The organism is Streptomyces chryseus (genome assembly GCF_014650755.1).
GTDB lineage: Bacteria > Actinomycetota > Actinomycetes > Streptomycetales > Streptomycetaceae > Streptomyces > Streptomyces chryseus.
Map to the genome: position 1 here is coordinate 125,360 of NZ_BMVO01000014.1, position 21,972 is coordinate 147,331.

General features: G+C 74.0%; 20 protein-coding genes. 11 read left to right on the forward strand and 9 right to left on the reverse strand.

From position 1 onward, the window contains the following. Positions 1-5: 5 nt before the first annotated feature. On the forward strand, positions 6-260 hold the full coding sequence (locus IE185_RS21220) for a hypothetical protein (protein ID WP_138897277.1): 255 nt from the start codon (positions 6-8) through the stop codon (positions 258-260). Here the strand turns inward: IE185_RS21220 and IE185_RS21225 are convergent. Both IE185_RS21225 and IE185_RS21230 read right to left on the reverse strand, forming a co-directional pair. Next, the gene (locus IE185_RS21225; RefSeq protein WP_138897276.1) at positions 230-892 is read right to left on the reverse strand and encodes an HAD family hydrolase; all 663 of its coding nucleotides are present in this window, start codon (positions 890-892) and stop codon (positions 230-232) included. The genes IE185_RS21220 and IE185_RS21225 overlap by 31 nt on opposite strands. 102 nt (positions 893-994) lie before the next feature. Further along, positions 995-2,044 (reverse strand): hypothetical protein, encoded by a 1,050-nt coding sequence (locus IE185_RS21230; protein ID WP_189715740.1) that lies wholly within the window; start codon positions 2,042-2,044, stop codon positions 995-997. Positions 2,045-2,114: 70 nt separating this feature from the next. Here IE185_RS21230 and IE185_RS21235 point away from each other — a divergent pair, with 70 nt between their 5' ends. Then, positions 2,115-4,652, forward strand: a complete 2,538-nt coding sequence (locus IE185_RS21235; RefSeq protein ID WP_189715742.1) for a helicase C-terminal domain-containing protein — start codon at positions 2,115-2,117, stop codon at positions 4,650-4,652. Between the two features lie 30 nt (positions 4,653-4,682). Here the strand turns inward: IE185_RS21235 and IE185_RS21240 are convergent, their stop codons facing one another. Both IE185_RS21240 and IE185_RS21245 read right to left on the reverse strand, forming a co-directional pair. Beyond that, complete coding sequence (locus tag IE185_RS21240) at positions 4,683-5,021, reverse strand: hypothetical protein (protein ID WP_138898298.1); 339 nt, start codon at positions 5,019-5,021, stop codon at positions 4,683-4,685. 101 nt (positions 5,022-5,122) lie between these two features. After that, positions 5,123-5,596: a VanZ family protein gene (locus IE185_RS21245; protein ID WP_308432786.1), complete on the reverse strand. Its 474-nt coding sequence runs from the start codon at positions 5,594-5,596 to the stop codon at positions 5,123-5,125. A 166-nt stretch (positions 5,597-5,762) separates the two neighbouring features. On the opposite strand from IE185_RS21245, the gene IE185_RS21250 reads away from it, so the two are divergent. Further along, entirely contained in the window at positions 5,763-7,418 is a 1,656-nt protein-coding gene (locus IE185_RS21250; RefSeq protein WP_138898300.1) for a DNA repair helicase XPB, read from the forward strand. A 46-nt stretch (positions 7,419-7,464) separates the two neighbouring features. Here the strand turns inward: IE185_RS21250 and IE185_RS21255 are convergent, their stop codons facing one another. After that, positions 7,465-8,676, reverse strand: coding sequence for a glycosyltransferase 87 family protein (locus IE185_RS21255; protein WP_189715768.1), 1,212 nt, complete (start codon positions 8,674-8,676; stop codon positions 7,465-7,467). Between the two features lie 80 nt (positions 8,677-8,756). Continuing rightward, complete coding sequence (locus IE185_RS21260; protein WP_189715744.1) at positions 8,757-8,954, reverse strand: hypothetical protein; 198 nt, start codon at positions 8,952-8,954, stop codon at positions 8,757-8,759. 347 nt (positions 8,955-9,301) lie between these two features. Between IE185_RS21260 and IE185_RS21265 the strand changes: the two genes are divergently transcribed. Next, the gene (locus IE185_RS21265; RefSeq protein WP_189715770.1) at positions 9,302-11,392 is read left to right on the forward strand and encodes a HelD family protein; all 2,091 of its coding nucleotides are present in this window, start codon (positions 9,302-9,304) and stop codon (positions 11,390-11,392) included. A gap of 217 nt (positions 11,393-11,609) precedes the next feature. Here IE185_RS21265 and IE185_RS21270 read toward each other — a convergent pair whose 3' ends face one another. Next, positions 11,610-12,305, reverse strand: coding sequence for a copper homeostasis protein CutC (locus IE185_RS21270; protein ID WP_189715746.1), 696 nt, complete (start codon positions 12,303-12,305; stop codon positions 11,610-11,612). A gap of 197 nt (positions 12,306-12,502) precedes the next feature. On the opposite strand from IE185_RS21270, the gene IE185_RS21275 reads away from it, so the two are divergent. From IE185_RS21275 to IE185_RS33725, 4 genes are all read left to right on the forward strand, one after another. After that, positions 12,503-14,797, forward strand: coding sequence for a heavy metal translocating P-type ATPase (locus tag IE185_RS21275; protein WP_189715748.1), 2,295 nt, complete (start codon positions 12,503-12,505; stop codon positions 14,795-14,797). Between the two features lie 140 nt (positions 14,798-14,937). Further along, entirely contained in the window at positions 14,938-15,603 is a 666-nt protein-coding gene (locus IE185_RS21280) for an HD domain-containing protein (RefSeq protein ID WP_138909362.1), read from the forward strand. A gap of 75 nt (positions 15,604-15,678) precedes the next feature. Beyond that, on the forward strand, positions 15,679-16,896 hold the full coding sequence (locus IE185_RS21285) for a Cmx/CmrA family chloramphenicol efflux MFS transporter (protein WP_170198421.1): 1,218 nt from the start codon (positions 15,679-15,681) through the stop codon (positions 16,894-16,896). Between the two features lie 488 nt (positions 16,897-17,384). Continuing rightward, on the forward strand, positions 17,385-17,630 hold the full coding sequence (locus IE185_RS33725) for a PDDEXK family nuclease (RefSeq protein WP_268246671.1): 246 nt from the start codon (positions 17,385-17,387) through the stop codon (positions 17,628-17,630). Between the two features lie 30 nt (positions 17,631-17,660). On the opposite strand, the gene IE185_RS21295 is transcribed toward IE185_RS33725, so the two are convergent. Together IE185_RS21295 and IE185_RS21300 are read right to left on the reverse strand one after the other, a co-directional pair. Continuing rightward, positions 17,661-17,927 (reverse strand): DUF4031 domain-containing protein, encoded by a 267-nt coding sequence (locus IE185_RS21295; RefSeq protein ID WP_138898907.1) that lies wholly within the window; start codon positions 17,925-17,927, stop codon positions 17,661-17,663. Next, entirely contained in the window at positions 17,924-18,283 is a 360-nt protein-coding gene (locus IE185_RS21300; RefSeq protein WP_138898906.1) for a DUF8819 family protein, read from the reverse strand. The genes IE185_RS21295 and IE185_RS21300 overlap by 4 nt, the downstream gene beginning before the upstream one ends. A 96-nt stretch (positions 18,284-18,379) precedes the next feature. Between IE185_RS21300 and IE185_RS21305 the strand changes: the two genes are divergently transcribed. From IE185_RS21305 to IE185_RS21315, 3 genes are all read left to right on the forward strand, one after another. Beyond that, positions 18,380-19,306 carry a MurR/RpiR family transcriptional regulator gene (locus IE185_RS21305; protein ID WP_189715749.1) on the forward strand — a complete coding sequence of 309 codons (927 nt, stop codon included), beginning with the start codon at positions 18,380-18,382 and terminating at the stop codon, positions 19,304-19,306. A 72-nt stretch (positions 19,307-19,378) separates the two neighbouring features. Next, on the forward strand, positions 19,379-20,326 hold the full coding sequence (gene murQ, locus IE185_RS21310; protein ID WP_138899305.1) for an N-acetylmuramic acid 6-phosphate etherase: 948 nt from the start codon (positions 19,379-19,381) through the stop codon (positions 20,324-20,326). Positions 20,327-20,367: 41 nt separating this feature from the next. Further along, positions 20,368-21,900, forward strand: a complete 1,533-nt coding sequence (locus IE185_RS21315; protein WP_189715751.1) for a PTS transporter subunit EIIC — start codon at positions 20,368-20,370, stop codon at positions 21,898-21,900. Positions 21,901-21,972: the final 72 nt, after the last annotated feature.

Below are 21,972 nucleotides of genomic sequence, written 5' to 3' on the forward strand. Positions count from 1 at the left end.
CGGTGATGACTGAAACCCAATCGGCCGAGGCCGGCGCAGGTGACCGGCTGGTACGGGCCGGCGCGATCGTCTTCTTCGTCGGAGCACTGGCCACTCTGGTCACCGTGGCCCCGCTCTTCCTCGGCACGGAGCCCTTCCCGCCGGTCGCCTACGCGGTGTGCATGCTGATGGGCGCGGGCTTCGTGATCGCCGCCGCCGGCGTGCTCAGGTCGATCGCCGCACAGCGCCGTCAGGCGCGCGGCGCGGCCCCCTCGCGGTAGGACGCCAGCCAGGCCGGGAAGGCGGTGAGGTCGTCCAGGACGACATCCGCGCCGGCTTCCCGCAGCTCAGCGGCGTCGCAGGGTCCCGTCGGCACGGCCACGGACAGGGCGCTCGCCGCCCGGGCTCCGCGTACGTCGCCGAGGTGGTCGCCGACGTACACCGACGCGCCGTACTCGCGCAGCGCCTCCGCCTTGGCCTCCGCCCACAGCCAGCCGATGACCGCGTCCGGCTCGATGCCGAGGTGCGCGAGGTGCAGCTTGGCGTTCGGCTCGTGCTTGGCCGTGACGACGATCGCCCGGCCGCCCGCCGCCCGTACCGCCGCCACCGCCTCGCGGGCTCCGGGCATCGCGGGAGTTGGCGTGATCGCATAGGTCGGATAGATCGCGCGGTAGCGGTCGCCCATCTCCTCGACGCGGTCCTCGGGGAACCAGAACGCCAGTTCCCGCTCCAGCGGGGGCCCCAGCCGGGTGACCGCCAGGTCCGCGTCGATGTACGCACCGGTCTCGGCGGAGAGCGCCTCGTAAGCGGCCTTGATCCCGGGCCGGGAGTCGATGAGCGTCATGTCGAGGTCGAATCCGACCGTCAGCGGAGGCGTCGGGGCGTTCTCGGAGTGCGAAGGCATAGGGGCCATTGTGCCCGCGGGGCCTTCCGGGCCCACCCCGCACCGTACCGACGGCGATGGCCCGAGCGCACCACCGCCGAAGGCGCCGACACGGCACCCGCGCAGGCGGCGCTACCGCCTGCGCGCCCGCCACGCCAGGTAGAGCGCGGAGGCGACGGCGGCCGTCCGTACGACCACCGGCCACAGGTCCGTCACCGCCTCGCCCGTCGCGCCGCGCGCGATCGGCTCGCCCCACCGCCCCTCGGTGCGTCCCCACAGCCACACGAGCCCGCCCGCGGCGACCAGCCCCGGCAGGCCGAGCACCGCCCACTTCGCCTCGGCGCGGCTCATGCGCCGCGAGGCGTACGCGAGGAGCCAACCGCCGCCCAGGGCGAGCCAGTTGCCGAGTGCGGCGCCCACCACGAGCAGCGCGGCGGCGGCCAGCAGCAGGACGTCGGCGGGCGGCCGGGCCGGCTCGGCCGGCGCGGCGACGACGGCCGGGGCGGTACGCCGCACCAGCCGCGCGAGGCGGCGGCGCGGGGGCGCGTCCGCCTCGGCGGGCGTCTGCCCGCCGGCCGCACCGGCCGCGCCGGCCCGGCCGTCCGACGCCTCGTCCTCCTTCGCCGGAGGTGGCTGGAGTATTTCGGGAATCTCGACGCCGCCGACGAACCCCGGTACGTCGACGCCCAGTCCGAAGGGCCCCGGTTCGACGCGCCACCAGTCGGGTTCGCTGCCCTGGGGCCCGAGTTCGTCGGTGCCGGCGAGGTGCGGCGGCGAGGCGGCGGGCCGTTCCAGCACGCCCGCCTCACTGTCGCGGGCCCGGGGCCGGGGAATCCACCCGCCCCGCTTCTTCGACGTGTCGCGCTGCTCCGGCAGGACGACCCGCCGGGCGGGGGCGGCTTCCTTCTCCGGCGCCGGCCCGGCCCCCGACCCGCCCGCGGGCACCGAACCGCCCGAAGCCGCCCGCGCCACCAACTCGTCGGGGGATCCGATCCGGCCGAGGATGCGGCGTACCGCGGCGGGGGAGTCCGGCGTACCGAACGCGGCGCGCTGCCGGTCGATCTCGTCGCGCAGGCCGGCCACCAGCCGCATCCGCGCCGCCGACGGCAACTTGTGCTGCTGAGCGAGGTCGCCGACCCGGCTCAGATAGTCGTAGACGAGCTGATCGCTCTCGATCCCCACGCGACGGTCCGTCCCTTGCCCTCCAACTGCCTGCACCGACGGTAGCGCCACACCGGCTACCGTGGGGCGGATGGGGACCGGCGAGCGCAACCAGGAGGCGCACGTGTCCGAAGGATCAGGCCCGACGCCACCACGCACGCTCGCGGAAGCCCTGCGCGGCCGCGACGACGTGTCCCTGGCCGCGCTGTTGCGCGCCCGGCCCGACCTGCTCTCGCCGGTGCCGAACGACGTGTCGCAGCTCGCCACGCGGGCGGCGACGCGGGCCTCCGTCGTACGCGCGCTGGAACACCTCGACCGGTTCACGCTCCAGACCGCCGAGGCCCTGGCCGTGGCGCCCGACCCGGCTCCGTACGAGGCGCTGCGCGCGCTGATGACCGGCGACGACGGCGACCCGGCGGTCGAGGCGGCGCTGCCGGCGGCCGTCGCCGCCCTGCGCGACCAGGCGCTGCTGTGGGGAGCCGACGACCGGCTGCGGCTGGTGCGCACCGCCCGCGAGTTGCTCGCCCCCTCCCCCACGCACCCGTCCCCCACCGGCCTGGGCCCGACCGTGGCCGAGGCGACCGCCGGGATGTCGCCGGGGCGCTGGCAGGAGACGCTGGCCGCCGCCGGGCTGCCGCCGACCCACGACCCGGTGTCGGCGGTCACGGCGCTGGCGGCGCTGTTCAGCGACCGGACGCGGATGTCCGCGCTGCTCGACACCGCACCGCCCGAGGCGCTGATGGTGCTGGAGCGGCTGGTGTGGGGGCCGCCGTACGGCGAGGTCACACCGGACCCCGCCCCGCCCGTGCGGTGGCTGCGCGACCGGGGGCTGCTGCTGCCGACGAGTCTGCGTACGGTCGTGCTGCCCCGCGAGGCCGCGCTGCATCTGCGGGCCGGACGGGCCCACCGGGTGCCGGAGCCGGTGCCGCCCGTGGTCGCGCCGGCCCACGAGTACCGTCCACAGGTTGTGGACGGCACGGCGGCGGGCCAGGCCTACACGGCCCTGTCCACCGTCGAGGAACTGCTCAAGGACTGGAACGAGGGCGGCCCGGCCGTCCTGCGCTCCGGCGGCCTGAGCGTCCGCGACCTCAAGCGGACCGCCGCCGCGCTCGACGTGCCCGAGCACACGGCCGCCTTCTGGGTCGAACTCGCCTACGCGGCGGGGCTGCTGGCGTCCGACGGCGAGGCCGCCGAGCGGTACGCCGCCACGCCCGCGTACGACGAGTGGCTCGACCTCCCGCCGCAGGACCAGTGGACCCGTCTCGCCACCGCCTGGCTGCACGCCACCCGCACGGCCGGCCTGGTCGGCGGCCAGGACGCCAAGGGCCGGGTGCTGGCCGCGCTCGGCCCGGACCTGGACCGCTCGGCGGCCCCGGAGGTACGCCACCGGGTGCTCGCGCTCCTGGCCGGGCTGCCCCAGGGCGCGGCGCCGGCGCCGGAACAGGTGCTGACGCGGCTGCGGTGGGAACGGCCGCTGCGGGGCGCGGCAGCGCCCGGCTCCGCTGCGGCGTCCGCGTCCGGCACCTCCGGCACCCCGGGCGACCTGCGCTCCCGGATCGCCCTGTGGACGCTCACCGAGGCGGAACTCCTGGGCGTGACCGGCCGGGGGGCGCTCTCCTCCCACGGCCGCGCGCTGCTGGCGGCCGGCCCCGCGCACCCGCGGGCGAGCGGCGCCGAGGAGGCCGCGGCGGCCGCGAGCGCCGCCGCGCTGCTGGCTCCGCTGATCCCGGAGCCGCTGGACCACGTACTCCTGCAGGCCGACCTCACGGCCGTCGCCCCGGGGCCGCTGCGGCGTCCGCTGGCCGACACGCTCGACGTCCTCGCGGACGTGGAGTCGAAGGGCGGGGCGACGGTGTACCGCTTCACGCCCGCGTCCGTACGGCGCGCCCTGGACGCCGGCCGGGCCGCGTCCGACCTGCACACCTTCCTCGCCGAACACAGCCGTACGCCCGTACCTCAGCCGCTGAGCTACCTCATCGACGACGTGGCGAGGAAGCACGGGCATCTGCGGGTCGGGGCGGCGTCGGCGTACGTGCGGTGCGACGACGACGCGATGCTCGGCGAGATCCTCGCCGACAAGCGGTCACAGGGCCTCGGGCTCAGACGCCTGGCCCCGACCGTGCTGGCGGCGCAGGCCGACCCGGCGGCGCTGCTCGAAGGGCTGCGCGGCATGGGCTTCGCGCCCGCCGCCGAGTCGGCGGCCGGGGACGTGCTGATCACCCGGGCCCACGCCTACCGGACGCCGCCGCGCACCGCGCCCGTACCGGTGCCGGAGGGGCCGCCGACGCCGGACGAGACGCTGCTGGGGGCGGCGCTGCGGGCGATCCGGGCGGGCGACATGGCGTCCACGGCGGTACGCAAGGAGGCCCCGGCGGCGGCCCCCTCCCCCGGCGAGCTGCCCCGCACCACTGCCGCCGAGACCCTGGCCACGGTCCAGGCCGCGGCCCTCACCGGGTCGGCGGTGTGGATCGGGTACGTCAACGCGGACGGGGCGGCGAGCCAGCGCGTGATCGCGCCGGTGCGGGTGGAGGGCGGTTTCGTCACGGCGTACGACCACACGGCGGACGAGGTCAGGACGTACCCCCTGCACCGGATCACGGGCGTGGCGGAACTGGCGGACAGCGCGTAGGCCGCAGGGGGCCTGCCCCCGCGCCGGGCCTCAGCGGCGGACCACGAGCCCCTGGTCCGGGGACGCCGTCAGCCACGCCGCCCAGGTGCCCTCGCCGTCGCACTCCTTGCCGTTGGGCCAGTGCTTCGTCATCCGGACCTTCGCGGTGTCCTTCATGGTCACGCGGTCGTCCTGCGCCGAGACGACCGAGAACCGCACGTCGAGCTCCCCACCCTGTACGTCGTCGGACGTACCCGTACTCATGGTCAGGGGCGTGCCGTCCCCCGGGGACGGCTCCGTGCGCTCCTCGCACTTCCCGTCCACGCACAGCCGCAGGACGACGGGCCCCGCCGGGTCCGCCGCCCCGTCGCCGGGCGGTTCGAAGGCCACGCCGATCCCCTGCACGGCGGCCCTCATCGTGCAGGCACGGGCGTCGCCGCCCGGCCGCCGGTTCCCGCACCGCGCACACGCGTCATCGAGCCCCCCGGGTCTCACTTGCCGGAAGGCACCGTATCCCCCTTCGCGCGCGGCACGCGCTTGGCGTGCACCGCGCGGCCGATCCGGCGGCCGAGGAGGAAGTAGCCGATGAGCGCGCCCGTCGTGTTGAGGATCACGTCGTCCACGTCGAACGCCCGGCCCTCCACGATCGCGCCCTGCGCCAGCTCCACCAGGACCATCACCACCACCGTGAGCGCCACCACCCGCAGCAGCCGCAGCGAGCGCGGCACCAGCACCGGCAGCAGCAGCCCGAAGGGCATGCCCAGCAGCAGGTTGCCGCCGATCTGCTTGCACGCGGCGAGGAAGGTGTAGTCCTCGGCGTACTGGCGCAGCGACGCGCCCGGCCGCAGGTTGGTCGTGACCAGCGCTTCCGACGCGTGCGACGGGGCGAGGGTCAGCCGCGCCAGTACGGCCGAGAAGAGCACGAGGCCCACAAAGGCCAGGGCGACCGCGAGGGCGCGCAGCACCGCCCGCCCCCAGGAGCGTCGAGGTGGTGGCGCCGTATCCACTGCATCCGCTTCAACTGTCATGAACACCCGCTTACCCCGAGTCCCGACCCGTACCGCACGCGATGCTGCACACTGGACGTTTGGCCGTACCGGCCGACCTGCCGCAGAAAGGGCCGAAACCCGCGTGAACGGACCCCTCATCGTCCAGAGCGACAAGACGCTGCTCCTCGAAGTCGACCACGAGCGCGCCGACGACTGCCGTCGCGCCATCGCGCCCTTCGCCGAGCTGGAGCGCGCCCCCGAGCACATCCACACGTACCGGGTGACGCCGCTCGGCCTGTGGAACGCGCGGGCCGCCGGACATGACGCCGAGCAGGTCGTCGACGCGCTCGTCGAGTTCTCCCGGTACCCGGTCCCGCACGCGCTCCTCGTCGACGTCGCCGAGACGATGGCCCGCTACGGCCGCCTCACGCTCTCCAAGCACCCCGTCCACGGTCTCGTCCTGACGACCACGGACCGCCCGGTGCTGGAGGAGATCCTGCGCTCGAAGAAGGTCCAGCCGCTGGTCGGCACCCGGATCGACGCGGACACGGTCGCCGTCCACCCCTCCGAGCGCGGCCAGATCAAGCAGACGCTGCTCAAGCTGGGCTGGCCGGCCGAGGATCTCGCGGGGTACGTCGACGGCGAGGCCCACGCGATCGACCTCGCGGAGGACGGCTGGGCGCTGCGCCCGTACCAGAAGCAGGCTGTCGAGGGCTTCTGGCACGGCGGCTCGGGCGTCGTGGTCCTGCCCTGCGGCGCGGGCAAGACGCTGGTCGGCGCGGGCGCGATGGCGCAGGCGAAGGCCACCACGCTGATCCTCGTCACGAACACCGTCTCGGCCCGCCAGTGGAAGCACGAGCTGGTGAAGCGGACGTCGCTGACCGAGGACGAGATCGGCGAGTACAGCGGTACGCGCAAGGAGATCCGCCCGGTCACCATCGCGACGTACCAGGTCCTGACGACGAAGCGGAAGGGCATCTACCCGCACCTGGAGCTGTTCGACTCCCGGGACTGGGGCCTGATCGTGTACGACGAGGTGCACCTGCTGCCCGCGCCCGTCTTCAAGTTCACCGCCGACCTCCAGGCGCGCCGGCGGCTCGGCCTGACGGCGACGCTCGTGCGCGAGGACGGCCGCGAGTCGGACGTCTTCTCCCTCATCGGCCCGAAGCGTTTCGACGCGCCGTGGAAGGAGATCGAGGCGCAGGGCTACATCGCGCCCGCCGACTGCGTCGAGGTACGCGTCAACCTCACCGAGAGCGAGCGGCTGGCGTACGCCACGGCGGAGACCGAGGAGAAGTACCGCTTCTGCGCGACCACGGCGACGAAGCGGAAGGTGACGGAGGCGCTGGTACGGAAGTTCGCGGGCCAGCAGATCCTCGTCATCGGCCAGTACATCGACCAGCTCGACGAGCTGGGTGAGCACCTGGACGCCCCGGTCATCAAGGGCGAGACGTCGAACGCGCAGCGCGAGAAGCTGTTCGAGGCGTTCCGGCAGGGCGAGATCAGCGTGCTGGTCGTCTCGAAGGTCGCGAACTTCTCGATCGACCTGCCCGAGGCGACGGTCGCGATCCAGGTGTCGGGCACGTTCGGCTCCCGACAGGAGGAGGCGCAGCGCCTCGGCCGCGTCCTGCGGCCGAAGGCGGACGGCCACCAGGCGCACTTCTACTCGGTGGTCGCGCGCGACACGATCGACCAGGACTTCGCGGCGCACCGCCAGCGCTTCCTGGCCGAACAGGGCTACGCGTACCGGATCGTGGACGCGGACGAACTGATGGCGGGCGACGCCGACACCGCGTAGGCGCCGGCGGGGCCGGACGGGGGCGCTCCTCCCGCCCCGCCCCTCGTCAGCGACCGGACCGCGCTCCCAGGCCGCTGCGGCTGCCGTCGCGGCTGCGGCGGCCGTCGCGGTCGCCGTTGTCCTCGCGGGCGGGGGCCGGGCCGGTCAGGAGGGCCCGCCGCCGGCCCGGCCGGGGCCACAGCAGGTACCCCAGCAGGCCGAGGGCCAGGAGCGGGTACGGGGACGCCAGAGGCTGCTGCCACCAGGGGAGTCGAAGGTCCAGCGGCCCCTCGTGCGGCACCAGCCACAGGGGCCGCGCGAGGAAGACGACCGCCACCGCCGCGGCCGCCCTCCCCCGCCCCTCCGCGACCAGCACCGCGAGCAGCGGCACGCACCACACCCAGTGGTGGGACCAGCTGATCGGCGACACCAGCAGCGCGGTCGCCGCCACGGCGAGCACGCCCCACGTCTCGCGCCCCTCGCCCGCCGCCCGGCGCGCGGCCCACAGCCCGGCCGCCGCGACGAGCGCCGCCACCGCGAGCCACACCGCGCCCGGCTCGGGCCGGTGCAGGAGGCGGGCCAACAGCCCTTGCAGCGACTGGTTGTCGACGATCCACGGCTTGCCGACCCGTCCCGTCTCGAAGATCCGCCGGGTCCAGAAGTCCACGCTGGCATGCGGCAGTACGAGCGCGCCGAGCAGCACCGTGCCGGTCAGCGAGGCGACGGCGGTGAGCCCGGCGCGCACCCGGCCCGTCAGCAGCAGGTAGACGATGAAGATCGCGGGCGTGAGCTTGACGCCCGCCGCGACCCCGAGCGCGAAACCCTTGCCGAGCGCGTCGTCCGTACGGGTCAGGTCCCACAGGACGAGGCAGGCGAGAGCCAGGTTGATCTGACCGAAAACGATCGTCTGGAAGACGGGTTCGAGCCACACGCCGAGCGCCGTGGCCGCGACGACGAGGGCGGGTCCGGCCGGCAGCCGGGCGAAACGGCAGGAGAGATGCACGAGGAGCGCGAGGAGCGCGGTGTTGCCGACGGCGAAGGCGACCTTGAGCGCGCCGAGCGGCAGCCAGGTCGTCGGCACGAACAGGATCGCGGCGAACGGCGGGTAGGTGGCGGGCAGTTGCCACTGGGTGACGGTGAACCCGTACAGGTCGGTGCCGTTCGCGACGGCCGCACCTTCCGCCCGGTAGACGAGGGTGTCGGCCATGGGGATGTGCTGGAGTACGCACAGCGTGGCCAGCGCGGCCAGCGATACGGCGAGCAGGACGCCGGCGGGCATCCGGGCCGGTACGGCCGGTGATCGAGGGGTCACGCTCCGTTGTTCCACGGCCGCGACCCTAGTGGATCAGGGCGCGTGGGTCAGCGGCGCTTCACGCCCGCCTCCTGTGCGTACTCCCCGAGGACGGCCACGCGGAACGCGGCGCCCACGAACACCTTGGCGGCGCGCAGGGCTTCTCCGAGCCGGGGGCGGGGCCGCCCCTCCATGGCGGTGGCGCCGGCGACGGGTGGGGAGGGGCGGGGGGCGGACGGGCCTGGGGTGAACGTCAGTGAAGTCATACCTCCATGATGAATTCCGGGCATTCCACACACAACGGCCTGCGGTCTGAACTTCCGGCCGCCGGTCTCCTCCCGGGGACCTACCCGGAACCCCGAGACGATCTCGGGGGACGGGCCACCGGTGGCGGACGCGTCCGGCCCTGCTGCCGTCCGCATCCGCCTCGGCGCTGGGAACCGTCGGCCGCGAGAAAACCATTGGCCCCCTCCCCGCCCCCGCGACTACAATCCCCGGTCTTCCCGCCTCCCTCTTCGGAGCGCCGCCGCCCGGACGGAAACCGGCCGGCCACGCCGTGATCCCGTACGTGATCCCGCGCGACACCCACGTGAACCCCTCCGGAGGCAAGACCGTGCCCGCGCCCGACCCCGCCACGTCCCCCAGCGACGCCCCCGCCGACTCCACCGGCCCCCTCGGCCGCGAACGCGCCCACCTCACCGCCTCGCGCGCCGCGCTGCGCGCCATGCGCGAGGACGCGGAGGCCCTCGACATCCGCGACGTCACCGCGAACTGGGTGAACGCCGTCGTCCTCGGCGCCCAGATCGAGGACCGCATCAAGTCGCTCGCCGACCTCTCCCACACGCCGCTCTTCTTCGGCCGCCTCGACTACCTGCACGTCGTCGGCGCCGAAGAGGCCGAGGGCGCGGAGGGCGAGCGCTTCTACATCGGCCGCCGCCACGTCCACGACGCCGACGGCGACCCCATGGTCATCGACTGGCGCGCCCCCGTCTCCCAGCCGTTCTACCGCGCGTCCAAGAAGGACCCGCTGGGCGTCGGCCTGCGCCGCCGCTTCGGCTACACGGGCGGCGAGCTCACGGCGTACGAGGACGAGCACCTGTCCGACCCGGCGGAGGCGGAGCGGACCAGCAAGCTGCTCCAGGCGGAGATCGAGCGCCCGCGCGTCGGCCCGATGCGGGACATCGTGGCGACGATCCAGCCCGAGCAGGACGAGATCGTACGGTCGGGCCTGTCCGGCAGCGTCTGCGTTCAGGGGGGTCCCGGCACCGGGAAGACGGCGGTGGGCCTGCACCGCGTCGCGTACCTCCTCTACGCGCACCGGGACCGGCTGGCCCGTACCGGAACGCTGGTCATCGGCCCCAACAAGTCCTTCCTCCACTACATCGAGCAGGTCCTGCCCGCGCTCGGCGAGCTGGAGGTCAGGCAGGCGACGGTCGACGACCTGGTGGCGGTGCACGGCGAGGTGCGCGGCGCGGACGAGGCGGACGCGGCCGTCATCAAGGGCGACGCGCGGATGGCGGAGGTGCTGCGCAGGGCGCTGCGCTCGCACGTCACGGCCGTGCTCACCGAGCCCGTGATGGTGGTGCGCGGGTCGCGCAGGTGGCGGGTCCCGGCGTACGAACTGGAGGAGATGGTCGGCGAGTTGCTGGCCCGCGACATCCGCTACGGGGCCGCCCGCGACGCCCTGCCGCAGCGCATCGCGCACGCGGTGCTCGTCCGGATGGAGCAGGCCGGCGAGGCGCCGGACGACCGCGTGCAGGACGCGGTGGCGCGGAATCCGGCGGTGAAGGCGGCCGTCAAGGCGATCTGGCCGGCGGTGGACCCGGCGAAGCTGGTGCTGCGGCTGCTGTCCGACGCGGACTTCCTGGCGGAGCACGCGCAGGGGGTGCTGTCGGCGGAGGAGCAGAAGCGGATCCTGTGGGCGAAGCCGGCCCGGTCGGTGAAGTCGGCGAAGTGGTCGGCGGCGGACGTGGTGCTGCTGGACGAGGCGGCGGACCTGATCTCTCGTACGCACTCGCTCGGGCATGTCGTGCTCGACGAGGCCCAGGACCTGTCACCGATGCAGTACCGGGCGGTGGGCCGCCGCTGCACGACGGGTTCGGCGACGGTACTGGGCGACCTGGCCCAGGGGACGACGCCGTGGGCCACGGCGAGCTGGGCGGAGGCGCTGCGGCACCTGGGCAAGCCGGAGGCGGCGGTCGAGGAGCTGACGGCGGGCTTCCGCGTGCCGCGCGACGTCATCGCGTACGCGTCACGGCTGCTGCCGGTGATCTCGCCGGGGCTGGCGCCGGTGTCGTCGGTACGGGAGAGCGCGGGGGCGCTGGCGGTACGTCAGGTGACTGCCGCCGACCTGCCCGGCGCGGTGGTGGAGGCGTGCGCCGAGGCGCTGCGCAACGAGGGGTCGACGGGCCTGATCGCGGCGGACGCGCGCATCGGGGAACTGGCGGCGGCCCTGACGGCGGCGGGCCACGCGTACCTCTCGCCCGGCGAGGAGACGACCGCGGAGTCCCGCCTGACGCTGGTGCCGGCGTCGCTGGCGAAGGGCCTGGAGTACGACTACGTGGTACTGGACGAACCGGCGGCGGTGGTGTCGGGCGAGCCGGACGAGCGGACCGGGTTGCGCCGCCTGTACGTGGCGCTGACCCGTGCGGTCTCGGGCCTCGCGGTCGTCCACGCGGCCCCGTTGCCCACGGCCCTGACCTGACACCCACCTCCGTATCGCTCAGCGCCGCCCGAGGACCGAACGGGGCCACCGATCGGCACCGGAGCCAGCCCGTCCGGCGTTTGAGGACACGCCCGTAGGGCGTTCGGGGGCCGGGGCTTGCCCCGGTTCGGGAAGGGGCGGGGTGGGGAAAGGCCCCGCGCAGCGGCGTCGCGCCACCCGCACCTCACCCCACCCAGCCCGCCCCACCCCCGCCCCCCTACCCGTCCAGCGTCGTCCGCCACTCCCGTACCGCGTCGGCGGAAACCGGCGTCGCCCAGCCTCCCGGCCGAGCCGCGCCACCGATGTGGAACGCGTCGATCCCGGCGGCCCGCAGCGCCGGAAGGTGGTCCAGGCGGAGCCCGCCGCCGACCAGCAGCTGCGGCAGGTACCCCGGCGCCCCCCGCCTCCCAGCCGCCGCCTCGGCCACCAGCACCGGCAGCCCCGCGTCCACGCCCTGAGGCGCGCCGGCGGTCAGGTACGTGTCCAGCCCCGGCAGCTCCGCGAGCCGCTTGCGGAGCGCGTCGCGGTCCGCCGCCCGGTCGATCGCCCGGTGGAACGTCCACCGGCAGCCCTCGATCTCCGCCACCACGCGCTCGACGGCGACGAGATCGGGGTTCCCCTCCGCGTCGAGGAACCCGAGTACGAACTCGTCGGCCCCCTCCGCGCGCATCCCCTGGGCCGCCAGCACCAGCTCCTCGATGTCCCCCGCGAGGAATCCGTCCGCCAGCCTCAGCATCACGCGCAGCGGGATGTCCACCGCCGCACGGATCCGCCCGAAGGTCTCGCGGGACGGAGTCAGGCCGTCCGCAGCCATGTCGGTGACCAGCTCCAGCCGGTCCGCCCCTCCCGACCGGGCCGCGATCGCGTCCTCCGCGTCGAGGGCGATCACCTCCAGGACCGCACGGTTGTTCATAGGACCCCATTCCTCGAGAAGCGGCGACTACAGGTCTAGTCCAATCTCCCACCCTAGGGCCCGGACCCCGCCGGCGCATCAACACGGCGCGGCAACCACCCCACCGGACGCCTTGCGCGGACCCGGCGCCGGAGGTATACATAGGATGAACAGATACCCCCGGGGGGTATAAGTAGCCCACAGTCCGAGGAGCGCACATGCCCACCACGCCAGCCGCCCCCGCCGCCCGCACCAGCCCCGAAACCGAGGTGGAACTCGCCATCGGCGGCATGACCTGCGCCTCCTGCGCCGCGCGCGTCGAGAAGAAGCTGAACCGGATGGACGGCGTGGAAGCCACCGTCAACTACGCCACCGAGAAGGCCAAGGTCACCTACCGGGGCACGGACGTCACCGTGGCGGACCTGGTCGCGGCAGTGGAAGCCACCGGCTACACCGCCAAGGAGCCGCCCCCCGTACGCACGGATCCCCCGCCCGGCGGCCCCGCACGGGAACCGGCCGCCGACGACGAACTCCTGCCCCTCCGCCGGCGGCTGCTCACCGCGACCCTTCTCGCCGTCCCGGTGGTCGCGATGGCGATGGTCCCCGCCCTCCAGATCGAGTACTGGCAGTGGCTGTCCCTGACGCTGGCCGCCCCTGTCGTGACGTACGCGGCCTGGCCCTTCCACCGCGCCGCGTGGACCAACGCCAAGCACGGCGCGGCCACGATGGACACCCTGATCTCGGTCGGCACGTCGGCCGCCTTCCTGTGGTCCGTGTGGGCCCTGTTCTTCGGGACCGCCGGCACCCCCGGCATGACGCACCCCTTCGAGCTGACCGTCTCGCGCGGTGACGGGGCAGGGAACATCTACCTGGAGGCGGCGGCCGGCGTCACCGCGTTCATCCTGGCCGGGCGCTACTTCGAGGCGCGCTCCAAGCGCAAGGCCGGCGCGGCCCTGAAGGCGCTGCTGGAGCTGGGCGCCAAGAGCGTGACCGTACTGCGCGACGGCGGCAACCGGCAGGAGACGATCCCCACCGACCGGCTGGCCGTCGGCGACCGCTTCCTGGTCCGCCCGGGCGAGAAGATCGCCACCGACGGCACGGTCGTCGAAGGCACCTCCGCCGTCGACGCCGCCCTGCTCACCGGCGAGTCCGTGCCGGTCGAGGTCGCCCCCGGCGACACCGTCACCGGCGCCACCCTCAACGCCGGCGGCCGCCTGGTCGTCGAGGCGACCCGGGTCGGCGCCGACACCCAGCTCGCCCGCATCGCCAAGCTCGTGGAGGACGCCCAGAACGGCAAGGCCGCCGCCCAGCGCCTGGCCGACAGGATCTCCGCCGTCTTCGTCCCCGTCGTCATCGCCCTGGCGCTCGGCACCCTCGGCTTCTGGCTCGGCACCGGAGCCGGACTGACCGCCGCGTTCACCGCCGCCGTGGCGGTGCTGATCATCGCCTGCCCGTGCGCACTGGGCCTGGCCACCCCGACCGCCCTCATGGTCGGCACCGGTCGCGGCGCACAGCTCGGCATCCTGATCAAGGGCCCCGAAGTACTGGAGAGCACCCGCAGGGCCGACACGATCGTCCTCGACAAGACCGGGACCGTCACCACCGGCCGGATGACCCTCCTCGCCGTCCACACGGCCCCCACCACCACCGAGACGGAGGTACTGCGCCTGGCGGGCGCCCTGGAGCACGCCTCCGAGCACCCGATCGCCCGGGCCGTGGCGGCGGGCGCCGTCGAGCGGACGGGCGGCCCCCTGCCCACCCCCGAGGACTTCGCGAACGTGCCGGGACTCGGCGTCCAGGGCGTCGTCGAGGGCCACGCGGTCCTGGTCGGCCGCACCAGGCTGCTCGCCGAGTGGGCGATGGAGCTGCCCGTGGCGCTGGAGCGGGCCAGGGCCGACGCGGAGGCGGCGGGCCGTACCGCGATCGCGGTGGCCTGGGACGGCGAGGCCCGCGCGGTGCTGGAGGTCGCGGACGCGGTCAAGGACACCAGCGCCGAGGCGGTCCGCAGGCTGCGCGCGCTCGGCCTGACGCCCATCCTGCTGACCGGCGACAACCGGGCCGTCGCCGAGTCGGTGGCCCGCGAGGTGGGCATCGACGAGGTCTTCGCGGAGGTCATGCCCGAGGACAAGGTGGACGTCGTGAAGAGGCTCCAGGCCGAGGGGCGGAGCGTGGCCATGGTCGGCGACGGCGTCAACGACGCCGCCGCACTCGCCCAGGCCGATCTCGGGCTGGCCATGGGGACCGGTACCGACGCCGCGATCGAAGCGGGCGACCTGACGCTGGTACGGGGCGACCTGCTCGCCGCGGCCGACGCGATCCGCCTGTCCCGCAGGACGCTGGGCACCATCAGGTCCAACCTCTTCTGGGCGTTCGCCTACAACGTCGCCGCCCTCCCCCTGGCCGCGGCCGGCCTCCTCAACCCGATGATCGCCGGAGCGGCCATGGCCTTCTCGTCGGTCTTCGTCGTCGGCAACTCGCTGCGCCTGCGCGGTTTCAAGGCCGCCACCGGCTGAGGACCCGGGCCCCCGCACCGCCCCCGTACGAAGCCCCGGCATGCCACCGGCCTTCGCACCGGGGCGGTTCGGCGCGTGCGCGGGCCACGGGATGCCCGGACCCCACCGGCCCGGCCGCGCCACGCGGCACAATGACGTCCATGAACGCCACGGCCGCAACCCCGCCGCACCCCGGGCACGACGACCTGGTCCGCCGCTGGCTGGACACGCTCCCGGCCGCCGGCGAGCTGTCCGCCGACCCCCGCCCGTACGCCGAGAACCTCCTCGCCCGCTGGGCCGAGCCGCAGCGCCGCTACCACTCGACCGACCACCTGGTCGCGGTCCTCGGCCACCTCGACACGCTGGCCGGGCACGCCGACGACCCGGCGGCCGTCCGCCTCGCCGCCTGGTTCCACGACGCGGTCTACCGCCCCGACCGCTCCGAGAACGAGGAGCGCAGCGCCCTCCTCGCCGAGCGCGCGCTGGCCGAGCTGGGTCTCGACGAGGCCCGTACGGCCGAGGTCGCCCGCCTGGTCCGCCTCACCGCCGGCCACGACCCCGCCCCGCACGACGCCAACGGCGAGGCCCTGTGCGACGCGGACCTCGCGATCCTGGCCTCGGCCCCGGCGTCGTACGCCGCCTACGCGGCGGCGGTCCGCGAGGAGTACGGCTTCGTGCCCGACGACGCGTTCCGCGAAGGCCGTGCGGCGGTGCTGCGCCAGCTCCTGGAGCTGCCGGCCCTGTTCCGTACGCCGCATGGGCAGGCCGAGTGGGAGGCGCGGGCGCGGCAGAACCTGGCGGCGGAACTGGACCTGCTCACCGTCTGAGACAGGGGGGGAATGCGAGCGCCGGCGGCGGTGTTCTTGCCTGTCATGCCTGACTCCGCCGACCGACGCACCCGTATGCCCCTGGCCGTCTACATCCTCGGCCTGGCGGTCTTCGCCCTCGGCACCAGCGAATTCATGCTGTCCGGGCTGCTGCCGCCGATCGCCGCCGACATGGACGTCTCGATCCCGCAGGCCGGGCTCCTGATCTCGGCCTTCGCCATCGGCATGGTGATCGGCGCGCCCCTGCTGGCCGTCGCGACGCTGCGCCTGCCCCGCCGTACGACCCTGATCACCCTGATCACGGTCTTCGGCCTCGGGCAGGTCGTCGGCGCGCTGGCCCCCTCGTACGAGCTGCTGTTCGCCTCGCGCGTCGTGAGCGCGTTCGCGTGCGCCGGGTTCTGGGCGGTGGGGGCGGCGGTCGCCATCGCGATGGTGCCGGTGGACGCGCGGGCGCGGGCGATGGCCGTCATGATCGGCGGGCTGAGCATCGCGAACGTGCTGGGCGTGCCGGCCGGGGCGTTCCTCGGCGAGCACCTCGGCTGGCGGTCGGCGTTCTGGGCGGTCGGCGCGGCCTCGGCGCTCGCGCTGGTGGGCGTCATGACGATGATCCCGCGCATCCCGCTCCCCGCGGAGAAGCCGCGGCTCAAGCGGGAGCTGGCGATCTACCGCGACGGCCAGGTCTGGCTGGCGATCACGATCACGGCGCTGGCGGCGGGCGGCGTCTTCTGCGCGTTCAGCTACCTCGCGCCGCTGCTGACGGACGTGGCGGGCCTCGACGCGGGCTGGGTGCCGACGGTTCTGGCGCTGTTCGGCATCGGTGCGCTGGTGGGGACGACGCTGGGCGGCCGGGTCGCGGACGCGCACCTCTTCGGCGTACTGATCAGCGGTATCGCGGCGTCGACCGTCTTCCTCGTCGTACTGGCCCTCTTCGCCTCCAGCGCGGTGGTGGCGGTCGCCCTGTCGTTCCTGCTCGGCCTCTCGGCGTTCTACACGGCGCCGGCGCTCAACGCCCGGATGTTCAACGTCGCGGGCGTGGCGCCGACCCTGGCCGGGGCGACGACCACGGCGGCGTTCAACCTGGGCAACACGGGCGGCCCGTGGCTCGGCGGCACGGTGATCGACGCGGGCTTCGGTTTCGCCGCGACGGCGTGGGCGGGCGCGGCGATGACGGTACTGGCGCTGGTGGCGGTGGCGTTCTCGCTGCGGCTGCACCGCAGGGTGGGCGCCGGCTCGCGCGTGGTGACGGGCTCGGAGGCGCACGCCCCGGAGACGGCACGCGCCGAACGGCTCTGAGACCGGTGCGTCGCTCACCCGATCGTGGGACGCTGAGGCAAGCCGGCCGCGCGCGTGGTCCCCGCGCCCTGCGTTCGCCCTGACAGGGCCACAGAAGGGGGACCTCACGATGACCGCCGCACTGGTCGAGCCCGAGCTGTCGGAGGATGACATGCCGTCGGATGACACGCCGTCGTGGGACTACCTGCTGGAAACGTGGCAGGAGTTGGACGTGCCGGAGGGGTGGCGTGCCGAGATCGACGAGGGGCTGATCACCTTGGTGCCGCCGCCGGACGACGGACACAATCTCATCGCGGCGCGGGTGCACTGGGCGCTGCGCAGCACCTTGCCCGACGACTGGGAGGTCTTCCAGACCCTCGGTCTGTTCATCTACCGCCAGGAGCGGCTCTACATCCCGGACCTCGTCGTAGTCCCGACAAAACTGATCGTGGAACGCGCGAAGAAGAAGGAGAAGGCCCCCGCTGGCCTCGGCAGAGGCGGCACTGGCGGTGCAGATCACCTCGAAGGGCAACGCCTCGCACGACCGGTCGGCCAAGCAGAAGGCGTACGCCAAGGGGGATGTCCCGCTGTACCTGCTGATCGATCGCTACGACGAAGGCGGTCCGGCGGTCACCCTCTTCTCCGATCCACGCAACGGCATGTACCGGACCGGCCTGCGCAAGCCGTTCGGGGAACCCGTCGCCCTGCCCGAGCCCTTCGGTAGCGAGCTGGACACCGCAGGCTTCGTCGTCTGAGACAGACCGTCCGTTCCGGGTGCGGCCGCCCTACGCCGGCCGTCCCTTCGGCCGTCGCAGTCCCGCCGCCGTGATCCGGCGTACGAGTTCCTTCGAGCCCACCTCCACCGCACCGGCGGCCACCGCGTCGGCGTACCGCACGTCGGGCACGTCGTAGTGGTCGCGTTCGAAGGCGCGCGGCGGGCACCCGATGGCGGCCGCGAACGCGTGCAGCTCCTCGAACGAGACGTCACTCACCAGATGCGACCACATCCGGCCGTGTCCCGGCCACGTCGGCGGGTCGATGTAGACCGTCACCGCAGGCTGCCGACCGGCGCCACGATCACGGCCGCCTTCGAGCACACCCAGTGCGGATCGGGCCCCAGCTCCGGCTCGACCGCGAGCGCGTGCGGCTCCGCGTCGGTGCACACGGGGCAGATCGGCCAGCGGCCGTACTTCTCCAGCAGGGCGTCCTGTACGTCCTGGGCGATCAGGCCCGTGACGAACGCGACCCCCGCGGGCCACTGCTCCACCCACCAGCGGCGGTGCACTATCGCGTCCTCGACCAGCGACACGACGTCCGCCCGGGCCACGTCACGGGCCGTGAGGTCGGCCATGACCAGGGCTCGGGCGACGTGCAGCGCCTGCTCCGTGGGGGAGGGAATCGGGTCCATACAGCCATTGTCGCGCGCCGCACCCGGGCGCCCTCGGCCCGTACCGCACGGAACACGGGGTTGACTGCCCGCGCCAGCCGAAAATATCTTTCACCTGTGACCAACCCCGTGAAGGAAAGTTTCACCAGCGCCTCCGCCCCGCCCGCCCCCGCCGCCCTCGCGGCCAAGGTCCGGACCCTGGCCCCCTCCATGACCCGCTCCATGCAGCGCGTCGCGGAAGCCGTCGCCGCCGACCCGGCCGGCTGCGCCGCCCTCACGGTCACCGGCCTCGCGGAGCTCACCGGCACCAGCGAGGCCACCGTCGTCCGCACCGCCCGCCTCCTCGGCTACCCCGGCTACCGTGACCTGCGCCTGGCGCTCGCCGGACTCGCCGCCCAGCAGCAGTCCGGCCGCGCGCCCGCCGTGACCGCCGACATCGCCGTCGACGACCCGATCGCGGACGTCGTGGCGAAGCTGGCGTACGACGAGCAGCAGACCCTCGCCGACACCGCCGCCGGCCTCGACACCGTCCAGCTCGGCGCGGCCGTCACCGCCCTGGCCGCAGCCCGCCGCATCGACATCTACGGCGTCGGCGCCTCCTCCCTCGTCGGCATGGACCTCGCCCAGAAGCTGCTGCGCATCGGCCTGATCGCACACGCCCACACCGACCCGCACCTCGCCGTCACCAACGCCGTCCAGCTCCGCTCCGGCGACGTGGCGATAGCCATCACGCACTCCGGTTCGACCGGCGACGCCATCGAGCCGCTGCGCGTCGCCTTCGACCGGGGCGCCACCACGGTCGCGATCACGGGCCGCCCGGACGGGCCCGTGTCGCAGTACGCCGACCACGTCCTCACCACGTCGACCGCCCGCGAGAGCGAATTGCGCCCGGCGGCCATGTCCAGCCGTACGAGCCAACTGCTCGTCGTGGACTGCCTGTTCATAGGCGTGGCCCAGCGCACGTACGAGACGGCGGCCCCCGCCCTCGCCGCCTCCTACGAGGCGCTGGCCCACCGCCACACGCCCCGCGGCACCAGCCGCTAGCCCAGCGTCCTCGGGCACGCGAAGCAGTACGGACCCGCGATCCGCAGTAGACGAGAAAGAGCCGCACTCCTCATGACCTCCACCTCTCCGACGTACGGCGCACTGCGCGCCCAGCTCGCCACCCTCACCACCGAGGCCTTCCGTCCCGAGCTCGCCGACATCGACCGGCTTCCGACCGCCGAGATCGCCCGCATCATGAACGGCGAGGACCGCTCCGTCCCCGAGGCCGTCGCCGCCCGGCTCCCGCAGATCGCCGCCGCCATCGACGCCACCGCCGCGCGGATGGCCCGCGGCGGCCGGCTGATCTACCTGGGCGCCGGAACGGCGGGACGGCTCGGCGTGCTGGACGCGAGCGAGTGCCCGCCGACCTTCAACACCGACCCCGCCGAGGTCGTCGGCCTGATCGCCGGCGGACCCTCCGCGATGATCAAGGCGGTGGAAGGCGCGGAGGACTCCAAGGAGCTCGCGGCGGCCGACCTGGACGCACTCGGCCTGACCGCCGACGACACCGTCGTCGGCATCTCGGCCTCCGGCCGCACCCCGTACGCGATCGGCGCCGTCGAGCACGCCCGTCGCGCCGGCGCCCTCACCATCGGCCTGTCGTGCAACGAGGACAGCGCGCTGGGGGCCGCCGCCGAGCACGGCCTGGAGATCGTCGTCGGCCCCGAACTGCTCACCGGCTCCACCCGCCTCAAGGCCGGCACGGCCCAGAAGCTCGTCCTGAACATGATCTCGACGATCACGATGATCCGGCTCGGCAAGACGTACGGAAACCTCATGGTCGACGTACGCGCCTCCAACGAGAAGCTGCGCGCCCGCTCCCGCCGCATCGTCGCGCTCGCCACGGGCGCGCCCGACCCGGAGATCGAGGCCGCGCTCGCCGCCACCGGCGGAGAGGTGAAGAACGCCATCCTGGTGATCCTCGGGGCGGTCGACGGCCCCACCGCCGCCACACTCCTCGACGAAGCGCGCGGCCACTTGCGCGTGGCGCTCCGCGCCGCGGCGGCCCGTACGCCCTGAACTGGGACGTACCACCCCCGCACAGCAAGGCACCACGCACCATGACAGAGAACAAGAACCGCGCCACCGCCGCCGCGATCCTTCCGCTCGTCGGAGGCGCGGGGAACGTCACCTCCATCGCCCACTGCATGACCCGCCTGCGTCTCGGCCTGCGCGACCGCTCCCTGGTCCAGGACGAGCGGCTGGCGGCCCTCCCCGCCGTCCTGGGCGTGGTCGAGGACACCACGTACCAGATCGTCCTCGGCCCCGGCACGGTCGCCCGGGTCACCCCGGAGTTCGAGGCCCTGGTCGCGGAGGAACGCGCGGCGGCCCCGGCCGCGCCACCCGCCCCCCTCACCGCCGACGGACTCACCGCCGACGGGCTCGCCGCGCAGGGGGCGGCGATCAGGGCCGAGCGGAAGGCCAGGAACGCCACCCCCTTCAAGCTCTTCCTGCGCAGGATCGCGAACATCTTCGTCCCGCTGATCCCCGCCCTCATCGGCTGCGGCATCATCGCCGGTTTCAACGGCCTGATGGTCAACCTCGGATGGCTCCCCGCCGTCACCCCCGCCCTCGCCGCCATCGCCACCGGCTTCATGGCCCTGATCGCCGTCTTCGTCGGCCTCAACACCGCGAAGGAGTTCGGCGGTACGCCGATCCTGGGCGGCGCGGTCGCCGCCATCATCGTCTTCCCGGGCGTCACCAAGATCGACGCGTTCGGCCAGTCGCTCTCGCCCGGCCAGGGCGGCGTCCTCGGCGCGCTCGGCGCGGCGGTCCTCGCGGTGTACGTCGAGAAGTGGTGCCGCCGGTGGGTCCCGGAGGCCCTCGACGTCCTCGTCACGCCGACCCTCACCGTCCTGGTCTCCGGCCTCGTCACCGTCTTCGGCCTGATGTTCGTGGCCGGTGAGATCTCCACCGCCATCGGCGACTTCGCGGACTGGTTGCTGGCGACCGGCGGCGCGGCGGCCGGCTTCGTGCTCGGCGGCCTGTTCCTGCCCCTGGTCATGCTCGGCCTGCACCAGGCCCTCATCCCGATCCACACCACCCTCATCGAGCAGCAGGGCTTCACGGTCCTCCTGCCGATCCTCGCCATGGCCGGCGCGGGCCAGGTCGGCGCGGCCGCCGCCGTGTACGTCCGCCTCCCCCGCAACGGTTCGGTCCGACGCACCATCAAGTCCGCGCTCCCCGCCGGTTTCCTCGGCGTGGGCGAGCCCCTCATCTACGGCGTCTCGCTGCCCCTCGGGCGCCCGTTCGTCACCGCGTGCGTCGGCGGCGCGTTCGGCGGCGGCTTCGTCGGCCTGTTCAACCAGCTCGGGGACTCGGTCGGCTCCACCGCCATCGGCCCGTCCGGCTGGGCCCTGTTCCCCCTCCTGGCCGGCAACCAGGGCATGGGCGTGATGGTCGCGGTGTACGCCGCCGGGCTGGCCGTCGGTTACGCCGCCGGGTTCCTCGCCACGTACTTCTTCGGCTTCAGCAGGCAGATGCTGACCGACCTGAACGCGGACGACGACACCGGCACCGGCCTGATCGCCGCCTCCGGCGGCCCCACCCCGCCCGCTCCGGGCGCCCCGGAGAAGACACCCGCATCGCTCTGATCACTTCCTCACCACAATTCACACGGGTCGCTCCCCTTTTGGGGAGTGGCCCGTTATTCTGCGCTGACACGA

Coding starts and splice junctions, on each gene's coding strand:
- IE185_RS21220 (WP_138897277.1), top strand. CDS start 6: ATGACTGAAACCCAATCGGCCGAGGCCGGCGCAGGTGACCGGCTGGTA.
- IE185_RS21225 (WP_138897276.1), bottom strand. CDS start 892: ATGGCCCCTATGCCTTCGCACTCCGAGAACGCCCCGACGCCTCCGCTG.
- IE185_RS21235 (WP_189715742.1), top strand. CDS start 2,115: ATGGGGACCGGCGAGCGCAACCAGGAGGCGCACGTGTCCGAAGGATCA.
- IE185_RS21255 (WP_189715768.1), bottom strand. CDS start 8,676: ATGCCCGCCGGCGTCCTGCTCGCCGTATCGCTGGCCGCGCTGGCCACG.
- IE185_RS21260 (WP_189715744.1), bottom strand. CDS start 8,954: ATGACTTCACTGACGTTCACCCCAGGCCCGTCCGCCCCCCGCCCCTCC.
- IE185_RS21270 (WP_189715746.1), bottom strand. CDS start 12,305: ATGAACAACCGTGCGGTCCTGGAGGTGATCGCCCTCGACGCGGAGGAC.
- IE185_RS21275 (WP_189715748.1), top strand. CDS start 12,503: ATGCCCACCACGCCAGCCGCCCCCGCCGCCCGCACCAGCCCCGAAACC.
- IE185_RS21280 (WP_138909362.1), top strand. CDS start 14,938: ATGAACGCCACGGCCGCAACCCCGCCGCACCCCGGGCACGACGACCTG.
- IE185_RS21285 (WP_170198421.1), top strand. CDS start 15,679: ATGCCCCTGGCCGTCTACATCCTCGGCCTGGCGGTCTTCGCCCTCGGC.
- IE185_RS21300 (WP_138898906.1), bottom strand. CDS start 18,283: ATGGACCCGATTCCCTCCCCCACGGAGCAGGCGCTGCACGTCGCCCGA.
- murQ (WP_138899305.1), top strand. CDS start 19,379: ATGACCTCCACCTCTCCGACGTACGGCGCACTGCGCGCCCAGCTCGCC.
- IE185_RS21315 (WP_189715751.1), top strand. CDS start 20,368: ATGACAGAGAACAAGAACCGCGCCACCGCCGCCGCGATCCTTCCGCTC.